This window comes from Pseudoalteromonas sp. MMG007 (assembly GCF_018100985.1).
Classification (GTDB): domain Bacteria; phylum Pseudomonadota; class Gammaproteobacteria; order Enterobacterales; family Alteromonadaceae; genus Pseudoalteromonas.
Genome location: NZ_JAGJEI010000007.1, coordinates 143,446 through 163,704, shown reverse-complemented (window position 1 = coordinate 163,704; position 20,259 = coordinate 143,446). Strand labels below are relative to the sequence as shown.

Sequence of the window (20,259 nt, the reverse complement as noted above, 5' to 3'; positions counted from 1 at the left end):
TATTTACATTTCAACTGCAACATCAATACTTTGAGCGCTTTGCGTACTATGTTGCTTTATTAGTTGGCTTAACTGCGTTTTACACGAGCCACAGTTTGTGCCGCATTTTAGTTCAGACCCCAATTGTTCCACTGTATTTGCACCACTTTTAATGGCACTTATAATGGGTTGCTCACGTACTTTAAAGCAACTGCACACCTGCGCGCCTTGGGTAAACTCTTCATCGGGGGTTGCATACAGCAATGACTGTAATTGGCTAAACGTTATTAAAGGCTCTGCAAATAAATGATTTATCCACTCAAGTGATATGTCTTTTTGAACAGATGAAATTACCGCAACAAACACTAACTGCTCATTTTGAATGCATTGAACATGCATGGCTTTTGCCGTGCTCATTGCCGACCACTGCCCTTGTAGCCCTGTTAGTGTTTGGCAGTAATAAAGTAAGTCATTTTGTGCCTCATTAAGCGCTAACTGGTAATTAACACAATTGCTTGCGTTAACTTTAAGCCAAAAATCACTGTTTATTTTAAGCTCGGTTTTGCTAAAAAATTGCATGTACTGAGCAAACTGCGCTTTGACTAAATCAACGGCACCATGCTTACACTCAGCTTGGCCCGAAATCGGGTCTACAACCGATTGATAAAGCCCACTTACCGTAGCGGATGAGGCAAATTGCTTGTTCCAATGAATAGGCATAAAACACTCGCCTTTGCGCACAGCATCCGTTACTTTTGCATGCGCTGTAACTTGCCCCGTTTTAGCATTTGCTGTTATTAAATCGTTTGGCTTTATATTTAGTCTGCTGGCATCAATGGGGTTAACTTCAATATACGGGCGCGTTATGTGTGTTGAAAGCGCAGTACTTTTTCCGGTGCGGCTCATTGTATGCCATTGATCGCGTATTCGCCCTGAGTTCATTACAAAAGGGTAATCACTTGATGTTTGCTGCACAGGAAGTTTAGGCGTTATAGGTATAAAGCGGGCTTTTTTATCTACGGTGCTAAATTGTTTATTAGCAAAAACCTGCCCGTTTTTATATGGCTCATTTTTTAGTACCGGCCACATAACCGGTTTTAAATTATCGTATTGCTGCTGCGTAAGCCCTACTAAGCCTGATAAATTAAGCGCTCTGCTGCCGTTATTTTCAAAATCAGTTAGCTGAGCCCACTCATCAAAAATGCCGCTTGGGTCTGTAAAGTCAAACCCTTCAAAACCCATTTTTTGAGCAACTGAGCATATTATTTGCCAATCGTTTTTTGCCCCCGAGAAAGGCTCAACTAACGGCCGCTGCCTTGATATTCTGCGCTCTGAGTTAGTTACTGTGCCGTTTTTTTCACCCCATCCGGTAGATGGAAACGCCACATTAGCAAATTTTAGGGTATCGCTTTTGGCAATACAGTCAGACACAACCACCAGCTCACATTGCTCAAGTGCATGTTGTATTGCTGCGTTATTAGGCAGGCTCACCATAGGGTTGGTGGCCATTACCCAAATAGCTTTTATTTTACCTTTGGCTATTTCATCAAACATATCAATTGCATTACAGCCTGCTTTTTTAGCTATTTTTGGTGAAAGCCAATAGCGCTGTACAAGGGATTGATGTTCTTCATTTTCTATATCTAAGTGAGCCGCTAATTGATTAGCCAAGCCACCGACTTCGCGCCCACCCATTGCATTAGGTTGCCCAGTTATTGAAAACGGACCACAGCCCGGTTTTAACAACTTACCTGACGCTAAATGCGCATTTATAATGGCGTTACACTTATCAACCCCTGAGCTTGATTGATTAATACCCATTGAATAAAAACTAATGGCAGTTGAACTTTTTGCAAATAAGGCGTAAAAGTCACTGACTAGCTGTACGTCAATATCACAAAAGTCACTTACCGCATTAACACTCCACTTTTTTGCCTCAGCTAGCGCGGTTTCAAAACCGTTTGTATGCTCGTTAATAAACTGCGTATCTAAAAAGCTATGTTTACTTAAATAATTAAGTAAGCCGTTATAAAGTGCCCCGTCGCTGCCTGGTTTTATATTTAAAAAGGTATCGGCAAGTTCAGCTGTATCGGTTTTACGCGGATCAATAACAACTACTTTCATGTTTGGATTAAGCTTTTTTGCGCGCTCCATACGTTGATAAAGCACCGGATGCGTCCACGCTGCATTCGAGCCAATTAAAATAAGTAACTCAGTTTGCTCTAAATCTTCGTAGGTACATGGCACTACGTCCTCACCAAACGCACGTTTATAACCGGCAACCGCCGATGACATACACAGCCTTGAGTTTGTATCTATATTGCCTGAGCCTATATAGCCTTTCATTAATTTATTGGCAACGTAGTAATCTTCGGTGAGTAACTGCCCCGATACATAAAACGCGACCGAGCCCGGCCCGTGCTCTTTAATAATGGCGTTAAATCTATTAGCCACATATTTGGTTGCAGCATCCCAACTGGTAGGCTCGTTATCAATAAGGGGGGATGTTAAGCGGTTGTCGTTTCCGGTGGTGTCAAGCAAATGCGTGCCTTTAACACACAAGCGGCCAAAATTAGCGGGGTGCTCGCGCGTGCCTTCAAGTTTTGTTGGGGTATTATTTAATAATGAAATATCAACCCCGCACCCTACACCGCAATAAGCGCACGTGGTTTGTTTAAGCAAAGGCTTATTTGAACATGTGTTTAAAGTTTCCATACTGCTCTCTTATTGTGAGTGTTAAGCGCTTTGTGATACAGGCTCATCTACTGGCGTTAGCGTGGCAATTTTATTATTAAGTGCGCTACTGATAACGCTTTGCACTAATTTTTCACAGCCTCCACACCCCGTACTTGCCTTAGTGGCTTGTTGCACTGTATTTAAGTCACTACAGCCTTGCATAACAGCGTGTTCAATAGTGTGTTTTGTCACTTTGTGGCACGCACAAATAATGGCATCACTTGGTAAATCATCAGCGCTTAGTTCGCCGGTTTCACCTGCAAGTGGCATTATTAACGACTCTGCAGGCACACTAAGCTCTATACTATTTAAGTGGTACTGCAATAAATTATCGTAATCACTGGTATCGCCAACAAGTACAGCACCTATAAGTTTGTTGCCTTGCTCATTGATGACTATTTTTTTGTAAATACCGTTTGGCTGATCTTCAAAGTAATAGCTAATTGCGCCTTCACTGCGGGCGTGGGCATCACCAATTGAGCCTACTTCAACGCCCATTAATTTAAGCTTTGTGCTCATATCGGCGCCGCTAAATTCATCAGTATTGTTTGAATAATTGCTTAAAGGTGTGTCTGAAGCAGTACTTGAAAAAAGCTGTTTTAAAACATGCCCTGCCGCTACTTTTGCCATAGCGTAGCCCGGTGCTACAAGTCCAAAAATAAAGTTATTCCAAAGGGCGCATTCGCCTATTGCGTATATGTTTTTATCACTCGTTTGGCAATGATTGTTTATTACTATGCCGCCGCGCTCACCTAATTCTAAATTAAACTCGCGAGCCAAGTTATCGTATGGACGAATACCAGCTGAAAACACTATCATGTCGGTTTCTAGGGTTTGACCACCCTTAAAGCACATTTTATAACGGCTATTTTCACCCTCAATAATTTGCTCTGTAGCCACTGAGGTATGCACTGTAACACCAAGCTCAGTAATTTTATTTTTAAGTAACCGCCCACCAGCCCCGTCTATTTGTACACCCATAAGTTGTGGCGCAAATTCTATTACATGAGTTTGCAAGCCAAGCTGCTTTAAGGCATTTGCGGCTTCTAGTCCTAATAAGCCACCACCAATAACCACGCCGACTTTACTACCTTGTGCTGATTTTTTTATGGCGTGTAAATCGTTAATGGTTCTGTAAACTAGGCAATGCTCACGATCTTTACCTGGAATGGGTGGCACGAATGCAAATGAGCCCGTTGCCAGTATTAGCTTGTCGTACGTAAATGACTCACCTTTTGAAGTAGTCACCGTTTTTGTATCTCGGTTTATATCAACCACTTTAGAATGAGTATGAAAACTCACTTGCCAATCTTGATAGGTTTTACTGCAGGTAAGTGCTAAATCGTCTTCGGTTTTACCTTTAAAAAACGACGAGAGCTGAACGCGGTCATAAGCGAGGCGGTCTTCACCGCTGAGCACTGTAATATCAATGTTTTTGCTATCACCTTGTTGCGACACTAGTTGCTGTACAAAATGATGCCCCACCATTCCGTTTCCTACGACGACAACACGCTGCTTAATTGGCATTAAAATCACCTGTTTGATTTAAAGTACTAAATGCATAAATTAATACTTCAAACGTATAATTTGTTATGTGGTTGTTATAGCAATATGCAAGCCAGATATATAAGCATTATATTTCAGCAAGTTATCCAACTTGGTGCAGTGAAAATAAGATGATAGCACCACAAGCTGGCGCTATTGCACCAACTTGTAACACGTTAAATTACGAGGATTAAACTGTGCCTAAATACCTGTGTTTAAGTACTTGTGTAAGTACTCAAAATTTGGCGCTTACCCACACCCACAGTTTTTGGGTGTCAACTTTGCCCGCCGCATTGTCGCCTGCTGAATAATCTGCATATTTAGCGCCCACGGCATAGGTTTTATTAATAGGCTTAACGTATTGCACATTAAGCTCTGAGCCTAAATCATCAACCCCATTGACGCTGTCGTTTGCATCAAAGTTGTGATACGCCACTAACCATTTACCGCCAAAGGCTTTACCATTTAAGCTTACATAAGTGTCATCAAGTCCTTGTGCAGGAGTTGCTAAAAACGTATCAGCCCAACCATTAAATTTATGCATTGTGGCAAGCGGCGTAGCAAAACCATAATCGCCATTATCAGAACCCAGTGATTCAATACCGGCTTTTAATGTAACGGTTTCAATACCTAAACCGCCTAAATCTATCCCGCCTTCAAATGCATAATAATCCGCGTCAAAATCACTCATGCTAGTTGATGCAGATTGCGTGGCGTACTCTGCTTTATAGTAAAATTTAATATCACTGAGCGTTTTATTTCCATTAAAAGACACGCCATAGGTATCTAAGCTGTCATCATCTACTGCGTCGTTACTTAATAAATAACTGTATAAAACTACCTTACCCACGCTTGTTTTAAAGCTTGCATTTATAAGGTGATCGGATGAATCAATATCTTTGCTATCGGCAAATATACGGTTGCGCTTGCTTATGTAGCTATAGTGCAAGTTAATATCATTAAACGTGTAATTTACTGTAGCAGCATCAAAGGTTTGTCTGTCTTGCCTAAAGCCAACATGGCCCACAAACCGTTGCCCATCAAGTGCTATTACTTGCCTACCCACTTTAATTGCTAAAGCATCTTTGGCGTATTTTATAAAACCCTGATCTACCTCTGTGGTTTCTGGGTCGGCTATTACTGAGTAATTAGTATTTTTACCCAGTGTATTATTGTAATCGTCCACACCTAACAGGCTTCGGCTGTCTTCAACTTCAATAAGTGCAGAAAACCCATTCACTTCATCTGTTTTATGAGTAAGGCGTGTACGCAGCGTTAAACTACTTGCATCTTTTAGTGCGTTATCTTGCTCTGCGCTTTCAAAACGCAGTCTAAAGTTGAGATCGGTTTGCGCCGCTTGGCTTATTGAAGGCGCAGTTAAGCTACCCAGTATAAAAATAATAGGTAAGTTTTTTTTATGATTAAACATGTTTATCTCTTAATTTTTAATTATGAGTACGCACATCAAGGCTATAAATAAACACAACGAAATACTTTTCCAGACTAAAACTGGATCGCGTTTCATTATTGAGTCTTTCGGGGCGGTACTTTTTAAATGTGGGTTAGGTTTATTGATATCACTTATAAACTCAGAAAATGCGTGGTATCTGAATTCGGGTTTGGGAGCCAATGCTTTCATTAAAGCCTGATCTAACCAAAACGGGATATCTGCTCTGTGCTTTTGAATACTTGTGTATTGCCAGTGACTGTAATCTTTTGGTACATGATTATGCGCGAGTGGCTGATACGGCAATTTTGAACATAATAATTCGTACGCAACAACGCCTAGCGAAAATAAATCACTTTTAAAATCGGCGTGCATCGTTATAAGCGTCTCTGGTGCGGTGTAATCTACCGTACCTTGCGGGCAATCATCAGCAATTTGCTTTACCGACTCATCCATAGCCGCAACACTTACGGTGCCGTAATCGATTAATGTTACTTTGCCGTGAGCGTCTATCATCACGTTATCGAGTTTTAAATCGCGATGCACCATATCCAAACGCTGAAACGCTCTAAGTGCTTGTACTATTTGTTCAATAATACTGCGCACTTGGGTAATTTCTGGATGCGGCACATCATGCTTCCAATCACTGAGTGTTTGCCCGTCCATGTATTCGCAAATATGATATAAAAATCGGCTTTGCGATTGCGTATTTAAAACTTTCATTACATTGGGATGATTAATACGCTGGCCTACCCAGCCTTCTCTTATAAAGCCTTGAAGGTAGTGCACGTCGTCTTCAAAATTTATCGAAGGCGCCTTCAATACAACAGGCGGCGTATCGGGTGTTTGTTGCACTAAATAAATGTGCGAGCGGCTACTAGCATGTAATTCACGGATAACAGTAAAGTCATCAATTTTTTGGCCAACCTTTAACGGTGGCGGAATTTTTCGCCTAGTTAAAGAGTGATATAACTCGTCTAAATTTTGTTTTGCAATACTATTCACTTTTACAAGTAAGCAGCTTACGTTGTCGTCACTGCCTCTTGTTATGGCAAGCTCTGTCACTGCTTTTGCTGCGTGCTCTAAATTAGTATGCTCATCAATTAGCTTTTGTATATCACTGTATTGCAACACATCATGTACACCATCGCAGGTAAGTATATAAATATCATCAGCTTTAAGTTCAACTTCGTATACATCAATTTCTTGATGAAGCTGTGCGCCTAAAGCCCGCGTTAGGGTATCATTTACTTTATGGTCGCGAGTTATCGCCTCCATATTTTTTGTCCGTAAACGCGTAATTCGGGTATCACCTAAATGAAAAATATAACCCGTAGCCGATTTTAAAATAAGCGCTGTAAACGTGGTCATCCAATCTGCTTGGCGCTGGCCAAGGTGATTGTAATTAACCGATTGCGAATACAGCCACTGATTTAAACTGGCCAATACCTTAGATACCGACTTTTTAACGGCCCAACTTGGTGGTGTATTTAAATACTCATTTATAAAGTGCGTTACCGATAACTGTGACGCTTGTTTAGCATTTTTTGCTGATGAACACCCATCGGCCAAGCAGGCAATAATCCCTTTTGACTCTTTTTCTTGCGCTTGAGTATTAAGGGCAGCAAACGCATCTTGGTTTTCGGTTTTTATACCTTTGCTGCTGTGCCCACCAAACTCAACGTTAAGTTCGTTTGTAAGTGCGCTGGCTTTTTGGGTTTCATCAAACATAATTATGCCCTAAGTCACAGAAATAAGTTCAACGGAGCCATCTTCGTTTACTTCAGTGATGTGGCCATCTGGTTCTTTCATGAAAAATAATGCACCTAAACCTAACAATGCACTCGCAGCGATAATCATAAAGAATGTTTGGTAATCAACTAACGAGAGCGCCGTTAAATATACAACAGCCCCTACATTACCGTAGGCACCTGTCATACCTGCAATTTGACCCGTTAAACGACGTTTAATAAGTGGCACTGCGGCAAATACTGCGCCTTCCCCTGCTTGAACAAAAAACGAACACGCCATAGCAGCGGCAACAGCAAGCCAAAGCGGCCAGCTTGCGTCAACTAAGCCCATAACAAAGTAACCTACAGCTAGGCCTGTGGTAAGTACAATAAGTGTTTTACGACGACCCATTCTATCTGAAATCCAACCACCACCAGGGCGAGAGGCTAAGTTCATAAATGCATAAGCTGATGCTAATAAGCCTGCGTACACCATATCAAGACCAAATACTTCCATAAAAAATAATGGCAGCATAGATACAACAGCTAGCTCTGAGCCAAATGTAGTAAAATAAAGAATATTTAAAACAGCAACTTGCTTAAAGTCGTAACGATGAGATTCTGGAACAGGTTGTTTAAAAATATGGCCGTTTATATCAAACGTTTTATACACTTCGTAAATATAAAGCAGCACTAAAAACACGTATGTGCCAATTACAAAATTTTCAGAAAGTAAGTTTGCGCCAGTAGGAGACAGCTTCCAGGTAAGTAACGCCAATGCACCATACATAGGGAGTTTCATTATAAGTAGTAGTACAAAGTCACCTTTACTGGTTACTTCCATTGCCCCTACTTTTTTAGGCTTAAAGTATGTGCCGCCTTTAGGCGTATCAGTTACGTTTATATACCAAATAACACCAAATATTACGCTTAATACACCTGTTACACCGACCGCATAACGCCAGCCATCTTCGCCACCAAACATAAGCGCTAATATTGGCAGTAACATAGCGGCGGCTGCTGAGCCAAAGTTACCCCAGCCTCCGTAAATACCTTCGGCTGTACCTAGCTCGTTTGCTGGAAACCATTCACTCACCATGCGAATGCCCACAACAAAACCCGCACCAATAAAGCCAAGTGCAAAACGGGCGATAGCTGCTTGCTCAAACGTTGTTGCAAGTGCAAACATAAAACACGGAATACTACACGTAATAAGTAGTGCAGCGTAAACAATACGAGGTCCAAATTTATCGGTTAGCATACCAACCACAACACGGGCAGGAATGGTTAAAGCCACATTTAGTATGAGGAGTGTTTTTACTTGAGCCATAGTGATGCCAAGCGAACCTGCAATAGCACCCAATAATGGCGCATGGTTAAACCAGACAAAAAATGAGATAAAAAACACCATCCAGCTTAAATGCAGTATTTTCATTTTTCCGCTAAACGATATGAGATTAAACCCAGAACTCGGTTGCATGTTATTTTTCCTTGTAACGATTGTTGTTTTAAGCAGCACATACTACTTTGGTAGCATATAAACCGCGCTAGTTGTTAAATTAACGTTAACCACATTCAGCAATTACTAAGCCAACAATTATTAATCAACCGATTCAAAGACTTGCATTTTTCACAGTTGATAATTATTTCGCTTTGCACTACTAAAGCAGATTAAATGTGCGTTAACAGTGCAAAGATTTTTAAAGCTTTACTTGCTCTGGGTTTTAACTACTTGGTATTGTTACAAAAAAATTTGAGCAAAAATTTATGCAAAAACCGCCATTAACTTATCAACAGCAATTACGTTATTCTCGCCACATTATGCTTGTACAACTTGATATAGATGGACAAGAAAAACTGTGGCAGTCTCATGCGCTTATAGTTGGTTTAGGTGGTTTAGGCTGCCCGGTTGCACAGTACTTAGCAGCATCAGGAGTAGGAACATTAACGCTTGTAGATAACGATGTAGTTGATGCGACAAACTTGCAAAGACAGGTGCTTTATAAGCAAACAGATGTGGGTAGCTTAAAAACACACGCAGCTAAGGCGCAATTAACTAGCTTAAATGATGAAATAGATATACATACAATCGATACATTTTTAGGTGAAAACTCAAACCTTGATGAGCTATTAAGTAATATTGACATAGTAATCGATTGCTCTGATAACTTGCCTACACGTAACTTACTCAATAGCGCCTGTTATAAGGCTAAAATACCGCTCGTTTCGGGCTCTGCAATTAGAATGGAAGGCCAAGTTGCCTGCTTTACCATGCAGCAGCATAGCCACTGCTACGCGTGCTTATCGCAATTTTTTAATGAACAAACACAAAGCTGCTCAGAATCGGGCGTGCTCTCGCCAATCGTAGGGTTAATTGGCAGCATTCAGGCCACAGAGGCACTAAAAATTATGGCGGGTTTGCCAAGTAGCTTAAGTGAACATTTGTTGCTGGTGGATGGGCTCAGCATGGAATTCAACCGCTTTAAAATTCCTAAAAACAGTCAGTGTCCAACGTGTAGTAAGTAGCTCGCGTTTTAATTATTTACTCTAGGTTATGGATAGCGGCATAAAGTGTATCGCCCACGTTATAATTACTTTGATCCCATACTCTTGCTGAAAGTAAGCAATACAATGTTTGCCCATCTACGTTAAGTGTGAGCTGCCAATTGCTATCAATAACTTCAGCACTAGTCAGTATACAAACCAATACATTAGTGTTCTCTGAGTGTATTGGTTTAATAGCACTAATTGCAATTTGCTCGCTCTCTATAACTAGCTTACCACCTTGCTCAACGGCGTTTGGGGATACAAATAACTGCTGCTCGCTTTGTTTTATTTGAAGGTGATAAACACCATATTTTTCATCAAATTTAATAATGTCATAATTAAGTAAGCTCAGGGGTGTTTGTTTGTTGTTAACATAAATAGCCTTGGCGACTAACCCACTTGGCCCTTGGTTTATCACCTTACCTTTTTCAAGCTGAATGAGTGTATCGCAGCAAAATAAAAGCTCCTTTAAAGAGTGGCTCACTATTATAAATTTAATGTTAAATTTAGCTGCTAAATTACTCATAGTTGTTAGTATTTTAAAGCGAAGTGGCCAGTCGAGCGCACTAAACGGCTCATCTAAAATTATAAGCTTTTGACCTGCTAACAAAGTGCGTGCAAACACCACTCGTTGACGCTCCCCGCCCGATAAACTTTGTACATTGCGTTTAAGAAGTGGCTGTAACTCAAGAGCTGTAATCACTTCTTGCTCAGATAAGTCAGTTTGCCTATTAGCGCAGTGCTTTTGAGTAAATGCTAAGTTGCCGGCAACATCTAAATGAGGAAATAACGGACACGATTGCACTTGCAGTGTTACTCCGCGTTTATCACTAGGTAAATGATGCACAGGCTGATTATTAATATAAATACTTTGCTTGCCTTCAAGGCCACTAATACAACGCAGCAATGTAGACTTACCTGATCCGGACGGACCAAAAACACCTGCAATATTAAACGACTCTAATTGCAGGTTTATATCTAAATTAAAGTTATTAAGTGCTTTAAATAGGGTTAATTTAATCATGTTATTGTTTAACCCCAACGATGCTTTTATTAAATTTGAACAACAGCACTAAACACGCAAATGAAATAGCCAATAATATAAGAGAAAGCTGATGCGCAGCCGCGTAATTTAGCGATTCAACATGGTCGTACAAAGCAATAGAAACCACTTGTGTTTGCCCTTGAATATTACCACCAATCATTAATACCAGACCAAATTCACCCAATGTATGCGCAAATCCCAAGGCAAACGCACTACCAATACTGGGCTTGAGTAATGGTAAAATTAAATACACAAAGCGTTTATAGTGGCTTAACCCCAATGCGATTGCAGCTTCATTATAGGTTTGGTTTATTTGTTTAAAACCTGCAACCAAAGGCTGCATTACAAACGGCAATGAATAAAAAAGAGAACCAATAACCACACCTTGAAAACTAAACGCAAGCTGTGTACCCGTTAACCAAAACCAAAACTGCCCAAAAGCGTGCGTAGGCGAAAAAAGAACCAATAAGTAAAAACCTAATAAAGTGGGCGGTAGTACCAAAGGCATAGCAATTAATGCCTCTAAAAAAGGTTTAAACTTACCTTTATAGCCAGCTAACTTATAAGCAACCGGAATGCAAAAAGCGAGTAGTAATATAGCGGTTATAAAGGCAAGTTTAATTGTTAACCACAGCGCAGTTAAATCACTTTGAAGCATTGCTGTCCTTTGATCTGTATCCTAATTTAATAAGCTTAAGTTGAGTGCTGCTTGATATTAAAAAATCCATAAGCTTTTTAGCACTCGCCATTTTTTTTGTCGATTTTACAATAACGCCTTGCTGAATAATATCGGGATATTCACTCGCCTCTAGCACTTTGTAATCTAAATACTTAGGGTTTTGTGTATTGCTATACGCAGCTTTTAACGTAGACACCGCCACCAAACCAATTGATACATTACCACTTTGGACAAACTGAAAGGCCTGCGTAATGTTGTTACCATATACGTAACTTATTGGCTTTTTAAAATGGGCATTGGCATAAAATTCAGATGCACGACCATAAGGTGAAAAACGCGGATTAGCGATGGCTACTTTATTATTTACCTTATCAGCATTGGGCTGCCACAATGCAAGCTCACCTAATGCGTAGGTAACTAAGCTACTTTGACTTGCCAACCCTTCTTTTATTAATGCTTGCGGGCGAACATCATCTGCTGATAAAAACACATCGAACGGCGCACCATGTACAATTTGCGAATATAAAACCCCGCTTGAAGCGGCCGATATTTTTACTTGTACACCGGGTAAAGGTGATTCTTGCAGTAAAGTTTGTAACACAGTTTTAAAGTTACTCGCTACTGCGACATGCAATGTTTCTTTTGCGCTTAACGTGCTTGAGAACACGCAAAATACAAACAAAAAATAACCCAGCAATGTATTGTAAAGCTTTGACATTATAAGTATTGTTTTAAAAATAAAATGATTTAAGTAAGCAATATATATGAACGATGTTTGCAATGCACCCGGTTTATTACCAATAGAAACGGCAATTCAAAACATACTAAGCTCTATCAATGCAATTTCGCATAATGAAACCATTCCTATTATGCAAAGTGTTGGCCGGGTTTTAGCCAGTGATGTTAAATCTAATATTAATGTGCCTGCCCACAATAACTCTGCTATGGATGGCTATGCTGTTTGTATTTCAGATAAAAGCTTAACCTATACACAAGTAGGGAGCGTATTTGCAGGGCAAACGTTTGAAGGCACACTTACTCCCGGACAATGCGTAAGAATAATGACGGGCGCAGCTATTGCACCAGGTGCTAACGGTGTTGTAATGCAAGAAAACGCATCGGCTGATGGTGATAAAATCACATTCACTGCGCAGCCGGCCATTAATGAAAACATTCGTTTTGCCGGTGAAGACATTGCAATTAATGACGTTATTTTAGATGCAGGCGATAAACTCAAAGCCGTTGATGTAGGCTTACTCGCCTCTTTAGGTATTGCCGACATAAATGTTACTCGCAAATTAAAAGTCGCCGTCTTTTCTACAGGTGATGAGCTCATTGAGCCTGGACAGCCCCTTAAAAAAGGCGCTATTTATGAGAGTAACCGCGCGGTAATAATTAGTGCATTACAGCAACAAAATATAGATGTGCTTGATTTAGGCATCATCAGCGATGATAAAGCGCTCATTACTGAAGCTTTTTTAAGTGCAGATGAAAAAGCAGATGCTGTAATAAGTTCGGGTGGCGTATCAGTTGGCGAAGCTGACTTTACTAAAGAAGTATTAAATGAAATTGGTAATATCCATTTTTGGAAAATAGCCATGAAGCCAGGTAAACCTTTTGCTTTTGGTAAGTTACCCAACAGCTACTTTTTTGGCTTACCAGGTAACCCGGTATCAGCTGCAGTAACGTTTAATCAACTAGTAGAGCCTGCACTACAAAAGCTCTCTGGACTTGGGCAACTAACCCCTAAAATGCGTTTTAATGCTATTACAACATCAGTTGTTAAAAAACGCCCTGGCAGAGCCGACTTTCAGCGCGCTACGGCCACAACAAATGAGCAAGGTGACTTGCTTGTAACGCCATTTAATAAACAAGGCTCAGGCGTACTTTCGTCACTCAGTAAAGCAAATTGCTTAATTGTAGTACCCGCACAAAGCGGTAGCATCGCAAAAGGTGAAACGGTAAGTATAGAGTTTTTGTAAAATATATTTCATATAAACAAAAGCCCAACAAAGGTTGGGCTTTTCTTTATAAGTTAGTACTTTAAGCTAGTTAAAATAACGATTCGAAATCACCGTTAGGAAATAATACACCCGGAATACCACGTACAGCCGTTACATCTGCTATTTTAGTATCGCCAAAGTATAAGCCACCGCTGTAGTTGCTCCCAGCTTGTTTTACGTCAAGCCAACGACCATATTCGCCTTTTGCAACAAGGTTTATATTACCATTCACGTCTCTTATTCTTAAATCTAAAGCCCTATCTTGTATGCTTACAAAAATGTTTGTTGAAGTAAGCTCTGATAAGTTTGCAGCATCACCCACATACGCAAATTTAAAATCACTCGCACCACTTAAGGGAAAATCTAGCTCAAAAGTAAATGCTAAATCGTCATTTTCTTCTCCTATAAATGGTGACGATTCCACTGCTGTAATATGAAAATCTGTATTTTGAATACTACTTTCGTAATTACCAACAAAATCGAATGTTGATAGTGTGTTTGATACTTCACCAAATGAGTTTACAAAGCGCTCTAAGCTTAGCGATAAATCACCATCAAGCTTACCTTCAGCTTTACTAATAATTACATTGGTAGTTAACTGGGCAATGCCTGTCTCGGCATCTGGGTTTAACTCATTAACTACGTCAATTCCATCAAACTGTATAAGTAAATCGCTTACATCTACATTGAGCACTGTTTCACCATTGGTGATTGAAGCAGTCATCACGCCTTCAATTTGATCGCCAAGCACGCCGCTAACACGAAATGTCGGAATAGATAAATCTATAGTGATAGGTAAATCATCATATGTGCCGGTTATAACCCAAGCATAAGGCGATTTACTATAATCAATATCTAAGTCTCTAAGTTTATATTGCCCTGCTGGTGTCGAATCACCTGCTAATGGCGAGTAATTAGTAATAACTTCGTTTAGAGAGTTAATAAGTGCATTAAGCGTTTGCTGAGTATCCTCATCAAAAGCCCCCTCAAGCTCTTCAAATTTAGAATCCAGCTCATCTGAGTAACTTTTTTCTTGAAGCCTTGCAACACCAATAATATTACGAGTATCAACAAGTAATTCTCTTGAATCTAAGCTCTGAGTGTCTTGTGTTCTAGCTTGCCAATTAGAGTAGGTAGTGACACTTGCTATCGTTTGTTTTACTTCACCAGCAACGTTTTGTAATAACGCGTTGCCTTGCTCACTAAATAAATTATCGGTAACGTATTGCGCTGCCAACTCGCTATAATCTTGCCATGCTTGCTGGTCTTCTTGTTTAGTAGCAAAGTCAGTAAATGCATTTTCAACACTAAAACTTGTATCTGTGGCACCCGCGATTATTGCAGCGTAAGTATATGCATTAGTTACCATTTCAGCTTCAACACTTGCACTTAAATTACTATGTGTTAAATGGTAAAAAGGAGTTGCTGCTAAACTTGCTGCAACAGCACTGTAACCTTCATCAGAAATCGTTTTACTAAGCGGCGATAAATAAACTGTATTTACTCCTGGCGCACTAAAAGCACTCGCTTTGTAATTTAAAATGACCGCTGTTGGCTCTTGATAATCAATCAAGCGGTTTTCGTTTAAATCGTTAATATCCCCACGAACAGTTCTACCACAACCTGTAAAACGAGGACATGTTAAAGTAGTATCATCTGGAATAAATTCAAAGCTGTTAAAGGTAAGTGGATCTACACTAACGCTTACGGTATTGATATCCTCTACTGCAATCGACTCTTGAACAACCCCATCGCTATTAATTACATTTAAAGTGCCTTGAGAAGGCTGCCAATTTGCAACATAAAAATTTACAGTGGAAGATGTTGAAGCAACTGTAACGGCAACACTTTGAGTATCATCACTATCAGATGAAGAACCACCGCAACCAGCTAATGCGATAACAGCCCCTAAAGGTAAGATTTGTTTTAGCATCTTCATTCCTTAAAACTTAATGTTCATATACCAATTCACATTTGCATAATAGGCTTTATCTAAATCTAAACTATCAGTTTGTAAATTAAGACCAAAATACTCGTTTTCTATACCAACCAAAAAAGCCTCACTTTTTGTTTCGTAACCAGCTTGCACTTTCCAGTGGTCCCAAAAGTGAACACGCCCTTTTACCTGATTAAATGTGTCTTGATCGTAGCGTTTAATTGTTAGCTGAGTAGAAAAGCGCTCATTAATTCTGTAATCAGCAAATGCTTGTAAACGCATCTCCATTTCTAAATCATGTGATTGCGTGTTTCCATATGCAGATGTTTGTAGTGAAACTGTTGGCTGAGTAACAATATCGCCATTATCGTCTTCACTAAAAGGGATCTCTGTTGTTTGCCCTTTTACAGAACCACTATCGTCGTAATCAGTGTTATAAAGTAAATCTTTTACACTAAAGCCTACTTGAAGCTCATCGTTTACTTGCCAATCAGCAAAAATATCCAGGCTATAGCCTAAGCCATCAGGCCTATCAGAAGGAGTAAACTCTTTAAATAATATGTCTCTTGAAAAGTTGTAATCTACGGTTACAGCTCCTTCAATTTCATCACTGTATATTTGTCCGTTTACGGTAGCATCTTGGAAGTGAAAGCTGGCAAAAATAGATAGCTTGGGTGTAATCGTTAATGCGCTTTTGTCTAAAAATTTAAAGTCATACGATACAAAAACACCATTAGAAGTTGCTTGTTTAGCATCTAGATAATAAGTGTAAAACCTACCTTCAAAAGCTAAATCGTTTTTTTCTGTATGTGTATATAGCGCAGTATCAGGATCAAAATTAAGTACGTAATCGTAACGACTCTGTAGGCCAACTTTAAAATTTCCGTAACCAACACCTACTTCAAATATATTGTAGGTAAATGCACTATCACCCGATTTAAGTGGCGCATCAAAATCATCAACAAAGGCTTGTACTGGTTGTGCCTCGGTATAAATTTCTGCGTCAAAGTGAGTAAAAATTTGAAATTGATTATCTGCGGATGCAAGTGGAGAAATAAGAGCTGTCGAAAATCCTACCAAGAGAATTTTTTTTTTCATAATAAAATCGCTTTCTATAAAAAAAGGGAAAAGCACACGGCTTTTCCCTTTTAAAGTTTTAAATTACTTACTTTCGTCGATTAAATCAACATCTGTGTAATCAATTACTTCATCATCAATATACGTAATCGACACCCCATTTGTTACTTTAGTTGCTGTACCAAAGGTCATCATCATGCCATCGTACATCGCTTTAACATCGCCCATGTAACCTGCAGATTCAGTACCTGACATAGACAAGGTGTAGCCCATTGCGGCGTCGCCATTTACTTTAATTTCAAACATGGTTTTGTCTTCGTCACCACTACCATCAACCTCATACATAACACTAAAGTCTAAATCACCCGACACACCAGCTGCTTCTAGCATTGTTATGTCTGCGTTTTCCATGACGCTTAGGTTTAGCATCCCCATAAAACCTGAGTCACCATCCATAATTTCAACACGATTCCAAGCTTCAGACTTAATTAGCTCAGCGTCATCTACTGAACTTGCATCTACTGCTTCGTCAAACGTAAATACTAAACATGAATCAATTTGTGTAGAGTCAGTAATCGTACCATCAGCAAATGCTTGACACTCTTCAAGTGCATCTTCGGCTACATCACCTGTAACAAGCTCAACTGTTGCGTCGCCTTCAGTAGTTAGCATACCGCCCCAGGCAACAACTAATTGGTTACCTTGATAAGCTGCAGACGCTGTAATCATGCTATCTGTAGTCGAGTTTATAAGCACTAAAGTTAAATCGTCTAAGCTATATTCGTAAGCCCACTCAGGTTGACGAGTAGAAGTGCCTTCACCTGAGTTACCCATCTCAGCTAATTCACCAATAACGTCTGCTAAAACATCAGCTGCATCAACAACAGCGTGGCCACCAGTGTTCGTAAGTACCGTCATTGTAGAAAGTGACATTGAGGTTTCTTTAACCGACGCTGTTGCAACCGCAAGCTCTGCTTCTGCTTTAAGACCAAGTGCGGTTACTAGCTGAGCATTAGCAAGTAAAGCCTGAGTTACAGCAGCTTTGGCCATCATTTCTGCACTTTCAACTAACTCTGTGGCTTCAGCCATATCAGCTTCAGTTACTGCTACAGCTTCATATTCCGTTGCAGCTTCTAATGCTTGTTCAATCGCAAGCTCAAGTGCATATACAGCAGCAGAAAACTCTGACGCAGCAGCTATCGCAACATCAACTGATTCAACAGTTGCTTGTGCATCGTCACCCGAGTCAACGGCAGCTTGCGCATCAGCAAGTGCACTTGTTGAAGCGGCTTCAGCAGTATCTGCAACTGATTTCTTAACATCTGCGGCATCGGCAGTGTTTAGCGCAATTTCTTTAGCAGCTTCAACTTCAATTCCGTATTCAGTAATAGCGGCTTCTGCATCAAGAACTAACTGTGCTAGCGCTGCATCATATGTACTTACGTTTTCAACTTCTTTTAAAGCTAATGCCTGTAGCGCAGTTGCAGAATCCTGTATGCTTTGATAGTCAGAGCTTTGAGTTACAAGTAAAGACGCAGTGCTAACATAACCTTGTGCTTTAACATAAATTATATTTGTCGCAATTGCTAAACCAGCAGCTTCAGCTTCATTTTCAAGTGCAGCTACAGCCGCAACAAACTCAATTGCAGTCGCTGCGTCAGTTACGGCATCACCGATTTCTTGAACATCAGCAAGCATTTCTTCAGCTGAATCTATAGATGTTTGTAGAGCAGTAAGCTTAGTAGATGATGCATCAATTTGCGCTGATAACGCAACCGCTAAATCTGCAAAAAAGTCATCGTCTGCAACACACTCATCGCCAGTACAACCCAGCTCTTCTAAAGCACTTTGTACTACAGAAGCAATCTCTGCCAGCTCTGCATCGGTTGCTGCACCGTTTTTAACTGCGTTGTCTTTTGCTTCTTTTGCTTTAGCTGCAATACCAGCGGAGTTTTGTGCAAATGCATTAATCTCAGCAGTTGATGCATTAGGGTTATTAGCTAAGTAGGCTGCTTCTAATGCCGTTTTAATTGCACCTTCATCACCCGTTGCAATAGCTACAAACACGCTTGCAGTGCTAGATACAGAAGTCTGCAATGTTGCAGCAATATCAGTTGTACTTAAAGTACCAGCCGCAATACCGGCTTTAATACTTGCCATAGCATCTGAAATTGATGGTAAGCCTTGTACCGAAGACGACAACTGAGCAAGCATCAACACACCTTGTGAAAGGCTTTCTTCGCCGTCTACATCACTTAAATCTACCGCGCCACCATTTGATAGATCACCAATAAGTGCAGATAATAAAATTGCTGCATCTGGTCCTAAAACCTGAATTACTGTATTTAAGTTTGTTGAGGCAATAGTTTCAGAGTCAATTTCACCCTCGACTTCAAGCAGAGTTTGAGCAACTAGCGAAGTTAAAAAGGTTACGTTAGCTTTAAACGAACGTGCTACGTTTGCATCGCCTGCTGCGCCGCTCGCCTCAGATGAGTCGGCTTCTGCTGCCGCTACATATTTAACAACGGAAAGCTCTAGATCTGTTTTATACCACTCACCAAACTCAATGTTTGTGTCACCATCGTTAACATCATCTTCTTCAGGCGCTTCATCGTAAGTTCCACAACCGACGTAAGCGTCACATCTTAAGAAACTATCATCGCCTTCTTCTGAGGTAGTCACTGTAATATATACAGGGCCAGAAAAATCATCTTCTAAGTAAATGCTGTAGCGACCACTATCGTTAGTGATTAGCGCATCAGGGTTACCTGCAATTTTGCTTGCTTCTACTGCCGCATCTGCCGTATCTTGAGAAGTTGCCTCGCCTGTAAACGTTTCAACATCAGCTGAGGCTTCTAATCTAAATGCAACAGGTACACTTTCGCCCGATGTGCCTAAAGTCATTACGCTGACAACGGCGCCTTTCATAGCACCTTTAACAGCTTTACCTGTTACTTCTACATTAAATTGTGCTTCATCAGATGATGTTACCGATTCAACGGGAGGAACGTAAATGTTTCTATCGTTGTCTGAACCACAACCAGCTAAACCTAATGTTAGTGCAACAGAAGCTGCGATTGGGGTAATCTTAGTCATACGTTGTGCCATTTATCTCTCCTAGATAGCCTGCAATGAGTACCAGTAATTATTTTATTAATATGAATGTTAAGATTTACATAAAATACAAACGCATACACAATTAAAACCTTTACTACCAGCTGGTTGAATTTATGTTAAATAATATTTTTTTTGCAACCTTCCTATACAATTAAAGTGAATGTTTTTAAAACAAGTCAAACGATGCTTTTGCATAACCTTTACCATTTTTCAATAACATATGTTAAAGACATTAAAAAGCATTGCTCTAACGTACAATATATCCACTATGTTAAGTGAATATTACATTTAATTTAGTTTGTTAATAAGATTCTTCAAGTAAATGCTGCATATACATGTAAAAAAACTCATTTAGGATTGTGTAGTGAAAAATCATGAGACTTTAAAGGCGGGTTTCTAGAGGGATAGCCTGAACACA

General features: G+C 40.0%; 13 protein-coding genes. 2 read left to right on the top strand and 11 right to left on the bottom strand.

What is annotated here, in order from left to right:
* Window positions 1-3: 3 nt before the first annotated feature.
* The 5 genes from J8L71_RS10730 to J8L71_RS10710 form a co-directional block, all read right to left on the bottom strand.
* Window positions 4-2,694: a nitrate reductase gene (locus J8L71_RS10730; RefSeq protein WP_211000529.1), complete on the bottom strand. Its 2,691-nt coding sequence runs from the start codon at window positions 2,692-2,694 to the stop codon at window positions 4-6.
* Between the two features lie 21 nt (window positions 2,695-2,715).
* Window positions 2,716-4,242, bottom strand: a complete 1,527-nt coding sequence (locus J8L71_RS10725) for an FAD-dependent oxidoreductase (RefSeq protein WP_211000528.1) — start codon at window positions 4,240-4,242, stop codon at window positions 2,716-2,718.
* A gap of 253 nt (window positions 4,243-4,495) precedes the next feature.
* Window positions 4,496-5,689 (bottom strand): alginate export family protein, encoded by a 1,194-nt coding sequence (locus tag J8L71_RS10720; RefSeq protein ID WP_211000527.1) that lies wholly within the window; start codon window positions 5,687-5,689, stop codon window positions 4,496-4,498.
* A 9-nt stretch (window positions 5,690-5,698) separates the two neighbouring features.
* A complete protein-coding gene (locus J8L71_RS10715) occupies window positions 5,699-7,438 on the bottom strand; it encodes a bifunctional protein-serine/threonine kinase/phosphatase (protein ID WP_211000526.1) in 1,740 nt (579 codons plus the stop codon).
* 9 nt (window positions 7,439-7,447) lie between these two features.
* Window positions 7,448-8,917 carry a NarK family nitrate/nitrite MFS transporter gene (locus J8L71_RS10710; protein WP_211000525.1) on the bottom strand — a complete coding sequence of 490 codons (1,470 nt, stop codon included), beginning with the start codon at window positions 8,915-8,917 and terminating at the stop codon, window positions 7,448-7,450.
* A gap of 287 nt (window positions 8,918-9,204) precedes the next feature.
* On the opposite strand from J8L71_RS10710, the gene moeB reads away from it, so the two are divergent.
* Window positions 9,205-9,963 carry a molybdopterin-synthase adenylyltransferase MoeB gene (moeB, locus tag J8L71_RS10705; RefSeq protein WP_211000524.1) on the top strand — a complete coding sequence of 253 codons (759 nt, stop codon included), beginning with the start codon at window positions 9,205-9,207 and terminating at the stop codon, window positions 9,961-9,963.
* Window positions 9,964-9,979: 16 nt separating this feature from the next.
* Here moeB and J8L71_RS10700 read toward each other — a convergent pair whose 3' ends face one another.
* From J8L71_RS10700 to modA, 3 genes are read right to left on the bottom strand one after another with little or no spacing between them, the layout of a single operon-like run.
* Window positions 9,980-11,008: an ATP-binding cassette domain-containing protein gene (locus tag J8L71_RS10700; protein WP_211000523.1), complete on the bottom strand. Its 1,029-nt coding sequence runs from the start codon at window positions 11,006-11,008 to the stop codon at window positions 9,980-9,982.
* A gap of 1 nt (window position 11,009) precedes the next feature.
* The gene (gene modB, locus J8L71_RS10695) at window positions 11,010-11,687 is read right to left on the bottom strand and encodes a molybdate ABC transporter permease subunit (protein ID WP_211000522.1); all 678 of its coding nucleotides are present in this window, start codon (window positions 11,685-11,687) and stop codon (window positions 11,010-11,012) included.
* Window positions 11,674-12,426 (bottom strand): molybdate ABC transporter substrate-binding protein, encoded by a 753-nt coding sequence (gene modA, locus J8L71_RS10690; RefSeq protein WP_211000521.1) that lies wholly within the window; start codon window positions 12,424-12,426, stop codon window positions 11,674-11,676. Before modA ends, modB begins: the two co-directional genes overlap by 14 nt.
* A gap of 46 nt (window positions 12,427-12,472) precedes the next feature.
* Here modA and glp point away from each other — a divergent pair, with 46 nt between their 5' ends.
* Complete coding sequence (gene glp, locus J8L71_RS10685) at window positions 12,473-13,690, top strand: gephyrin-like molybdotransferase Glp (RefSeq protein WP_211000520.1); 1,218 nt, start codon at window positions 12,473-12,475, stop codon at window positions 13,688-13,690.
* 70 nt (window positions 13,691-13,760) lie between these two features.
* Here glp and J8L71_RS10680 read toward each other — a convergent pair whose 3' ends face one another.
* The 3 genes from J8L71_RS10680 to J8L71_RS10670 all read right to left on the bottom strand — a co-directional run bounded on the left by J8L71_RS10680 (window position 13,761) and on the right by J8L71_RS10670 (window position 19,832).
* Window positions 13,761-15,644 carry a hypothetical protein gene (locus tag J8L71_RS10680; RefSeq protein WP_211000519.1) on the bottom strand — a complete coding sequence of 628 codons (1,884 nt, stop codon included), beginning with the start codon at window positions 15,642-15,644 and terminating at the stop codon, window positions 13,761-13,763.
* 9 nt (window positions 15,645-15,653) lie between these two features.
* Complete coding sequence (locus J8L71_RS10675) at window positions 15,654-16,745, bottom strand: hypothetical protein (protein WP_211000518.1); 1,092 nt, start codon at window positions 16,743-16,745, stop codon at window positions 15,654-15,656.
* A 63-nt stretch (window positions 16,746-16,808) separates the two neighbouring features.
* Window positions 16,809-19,832: a hypothetical protein gene (locus J8L71_RS10670; protein WP_211000517.1), complete on the bottom strand. Its 3,024-nt coding sequence runs from the start codon at window positions 19,830-19,832 to the stop codon at window positions 16,809-16,811.
* Between the last annotated feature and the right edge of the window lie 427 nt (window positions 19,833-20,259).

Coding starts and splice junctions, on each gene's coding strand:
- modB (WP_211000522.1), bottom strand. CDS start 11,687: ATGCTTCAAAGTGATTTAACTGCGCTGTGGTTAACAATTAAACTTGCC.
- J8L71_RS10680 (WP_211000519.1), bottom strand. CDS start 15,644: ATGCTAAAACAAATCTTACCTTTAGGGGCTGTTATCGCATTAGCTGGT.
- J8L71_RS10675 (WP_211000518.1), bottom strand. CDS start 16,745: ATGAAAAAAAAAATTCTCTTGGTAGGATTTTCGACAGCTCTTATTTCT.
- J8L71_RS10710 (WP_211000525.1), bottom strand. CDS start 8,917: ATGCAACCGAGTTCTGGGTTTAATCTCATATCGTTTAGCGGAAAAATG.
- J8L71_RS10670 (WP_211000517.1), bottom strand. CDS start 19,832: ATGGCACAACGTATGACTAAGATTACCCCAATCGCAGCTTCTGTTGCA.
- J8L71_RS10720 (WP_211000527.1), bottom strand. CDS start 5,689: ATGTTTAATCATAAAAAAAACTTACCTATTATTTTTATACTGGGTAGC.
- J8L71_RS10725 (WP_211000528.1), bottom strand. CDS start 4,242: ATGCCAATTAAGCAGCGTGTTGTCGTCGTAGGAAACGGAATGGTGGGG.
- moeB (WP_211000524.1), top strand. CDS start 9,205: ATGCAAAAACCGCCATTAACTTATCAACAGCAATTACGTTATTCTCGC.
- J8L71_RS10700 (WP_211000523.1), bottom strand. CDS start 11,008: ATGATTAAATTAACCCTATTTAAAGCACTTAATAACTTTAATTTAGAT.
- J8L71_RS10730 (WP_211000529.1), bottom strand. CDS start 2,694: ATGGAAACTTTAAACACATGTTCAAATAAGCCTTTGCTTAAACAAACC.
- glp (WP_211000520.1), top strand. CDS start 12,473: ATGAACGATGTTTGCAATGCACCCGGTTTATTACCAATAGAAACGGCA.
- J8L71_RS10715 (WP_211000526.1), bottom strand. CDS start 7,438: ATGTTTGATGAAACCCAAAAAGCCAGCGCACTTACAAACGAACTTAAC.
- modA (WP_211000521.1), bottom strand. CDS start 12,426: ATGTCAAAGCTTTACAATACATTGCTGGGTTATTTTTTGTTTGTATTT.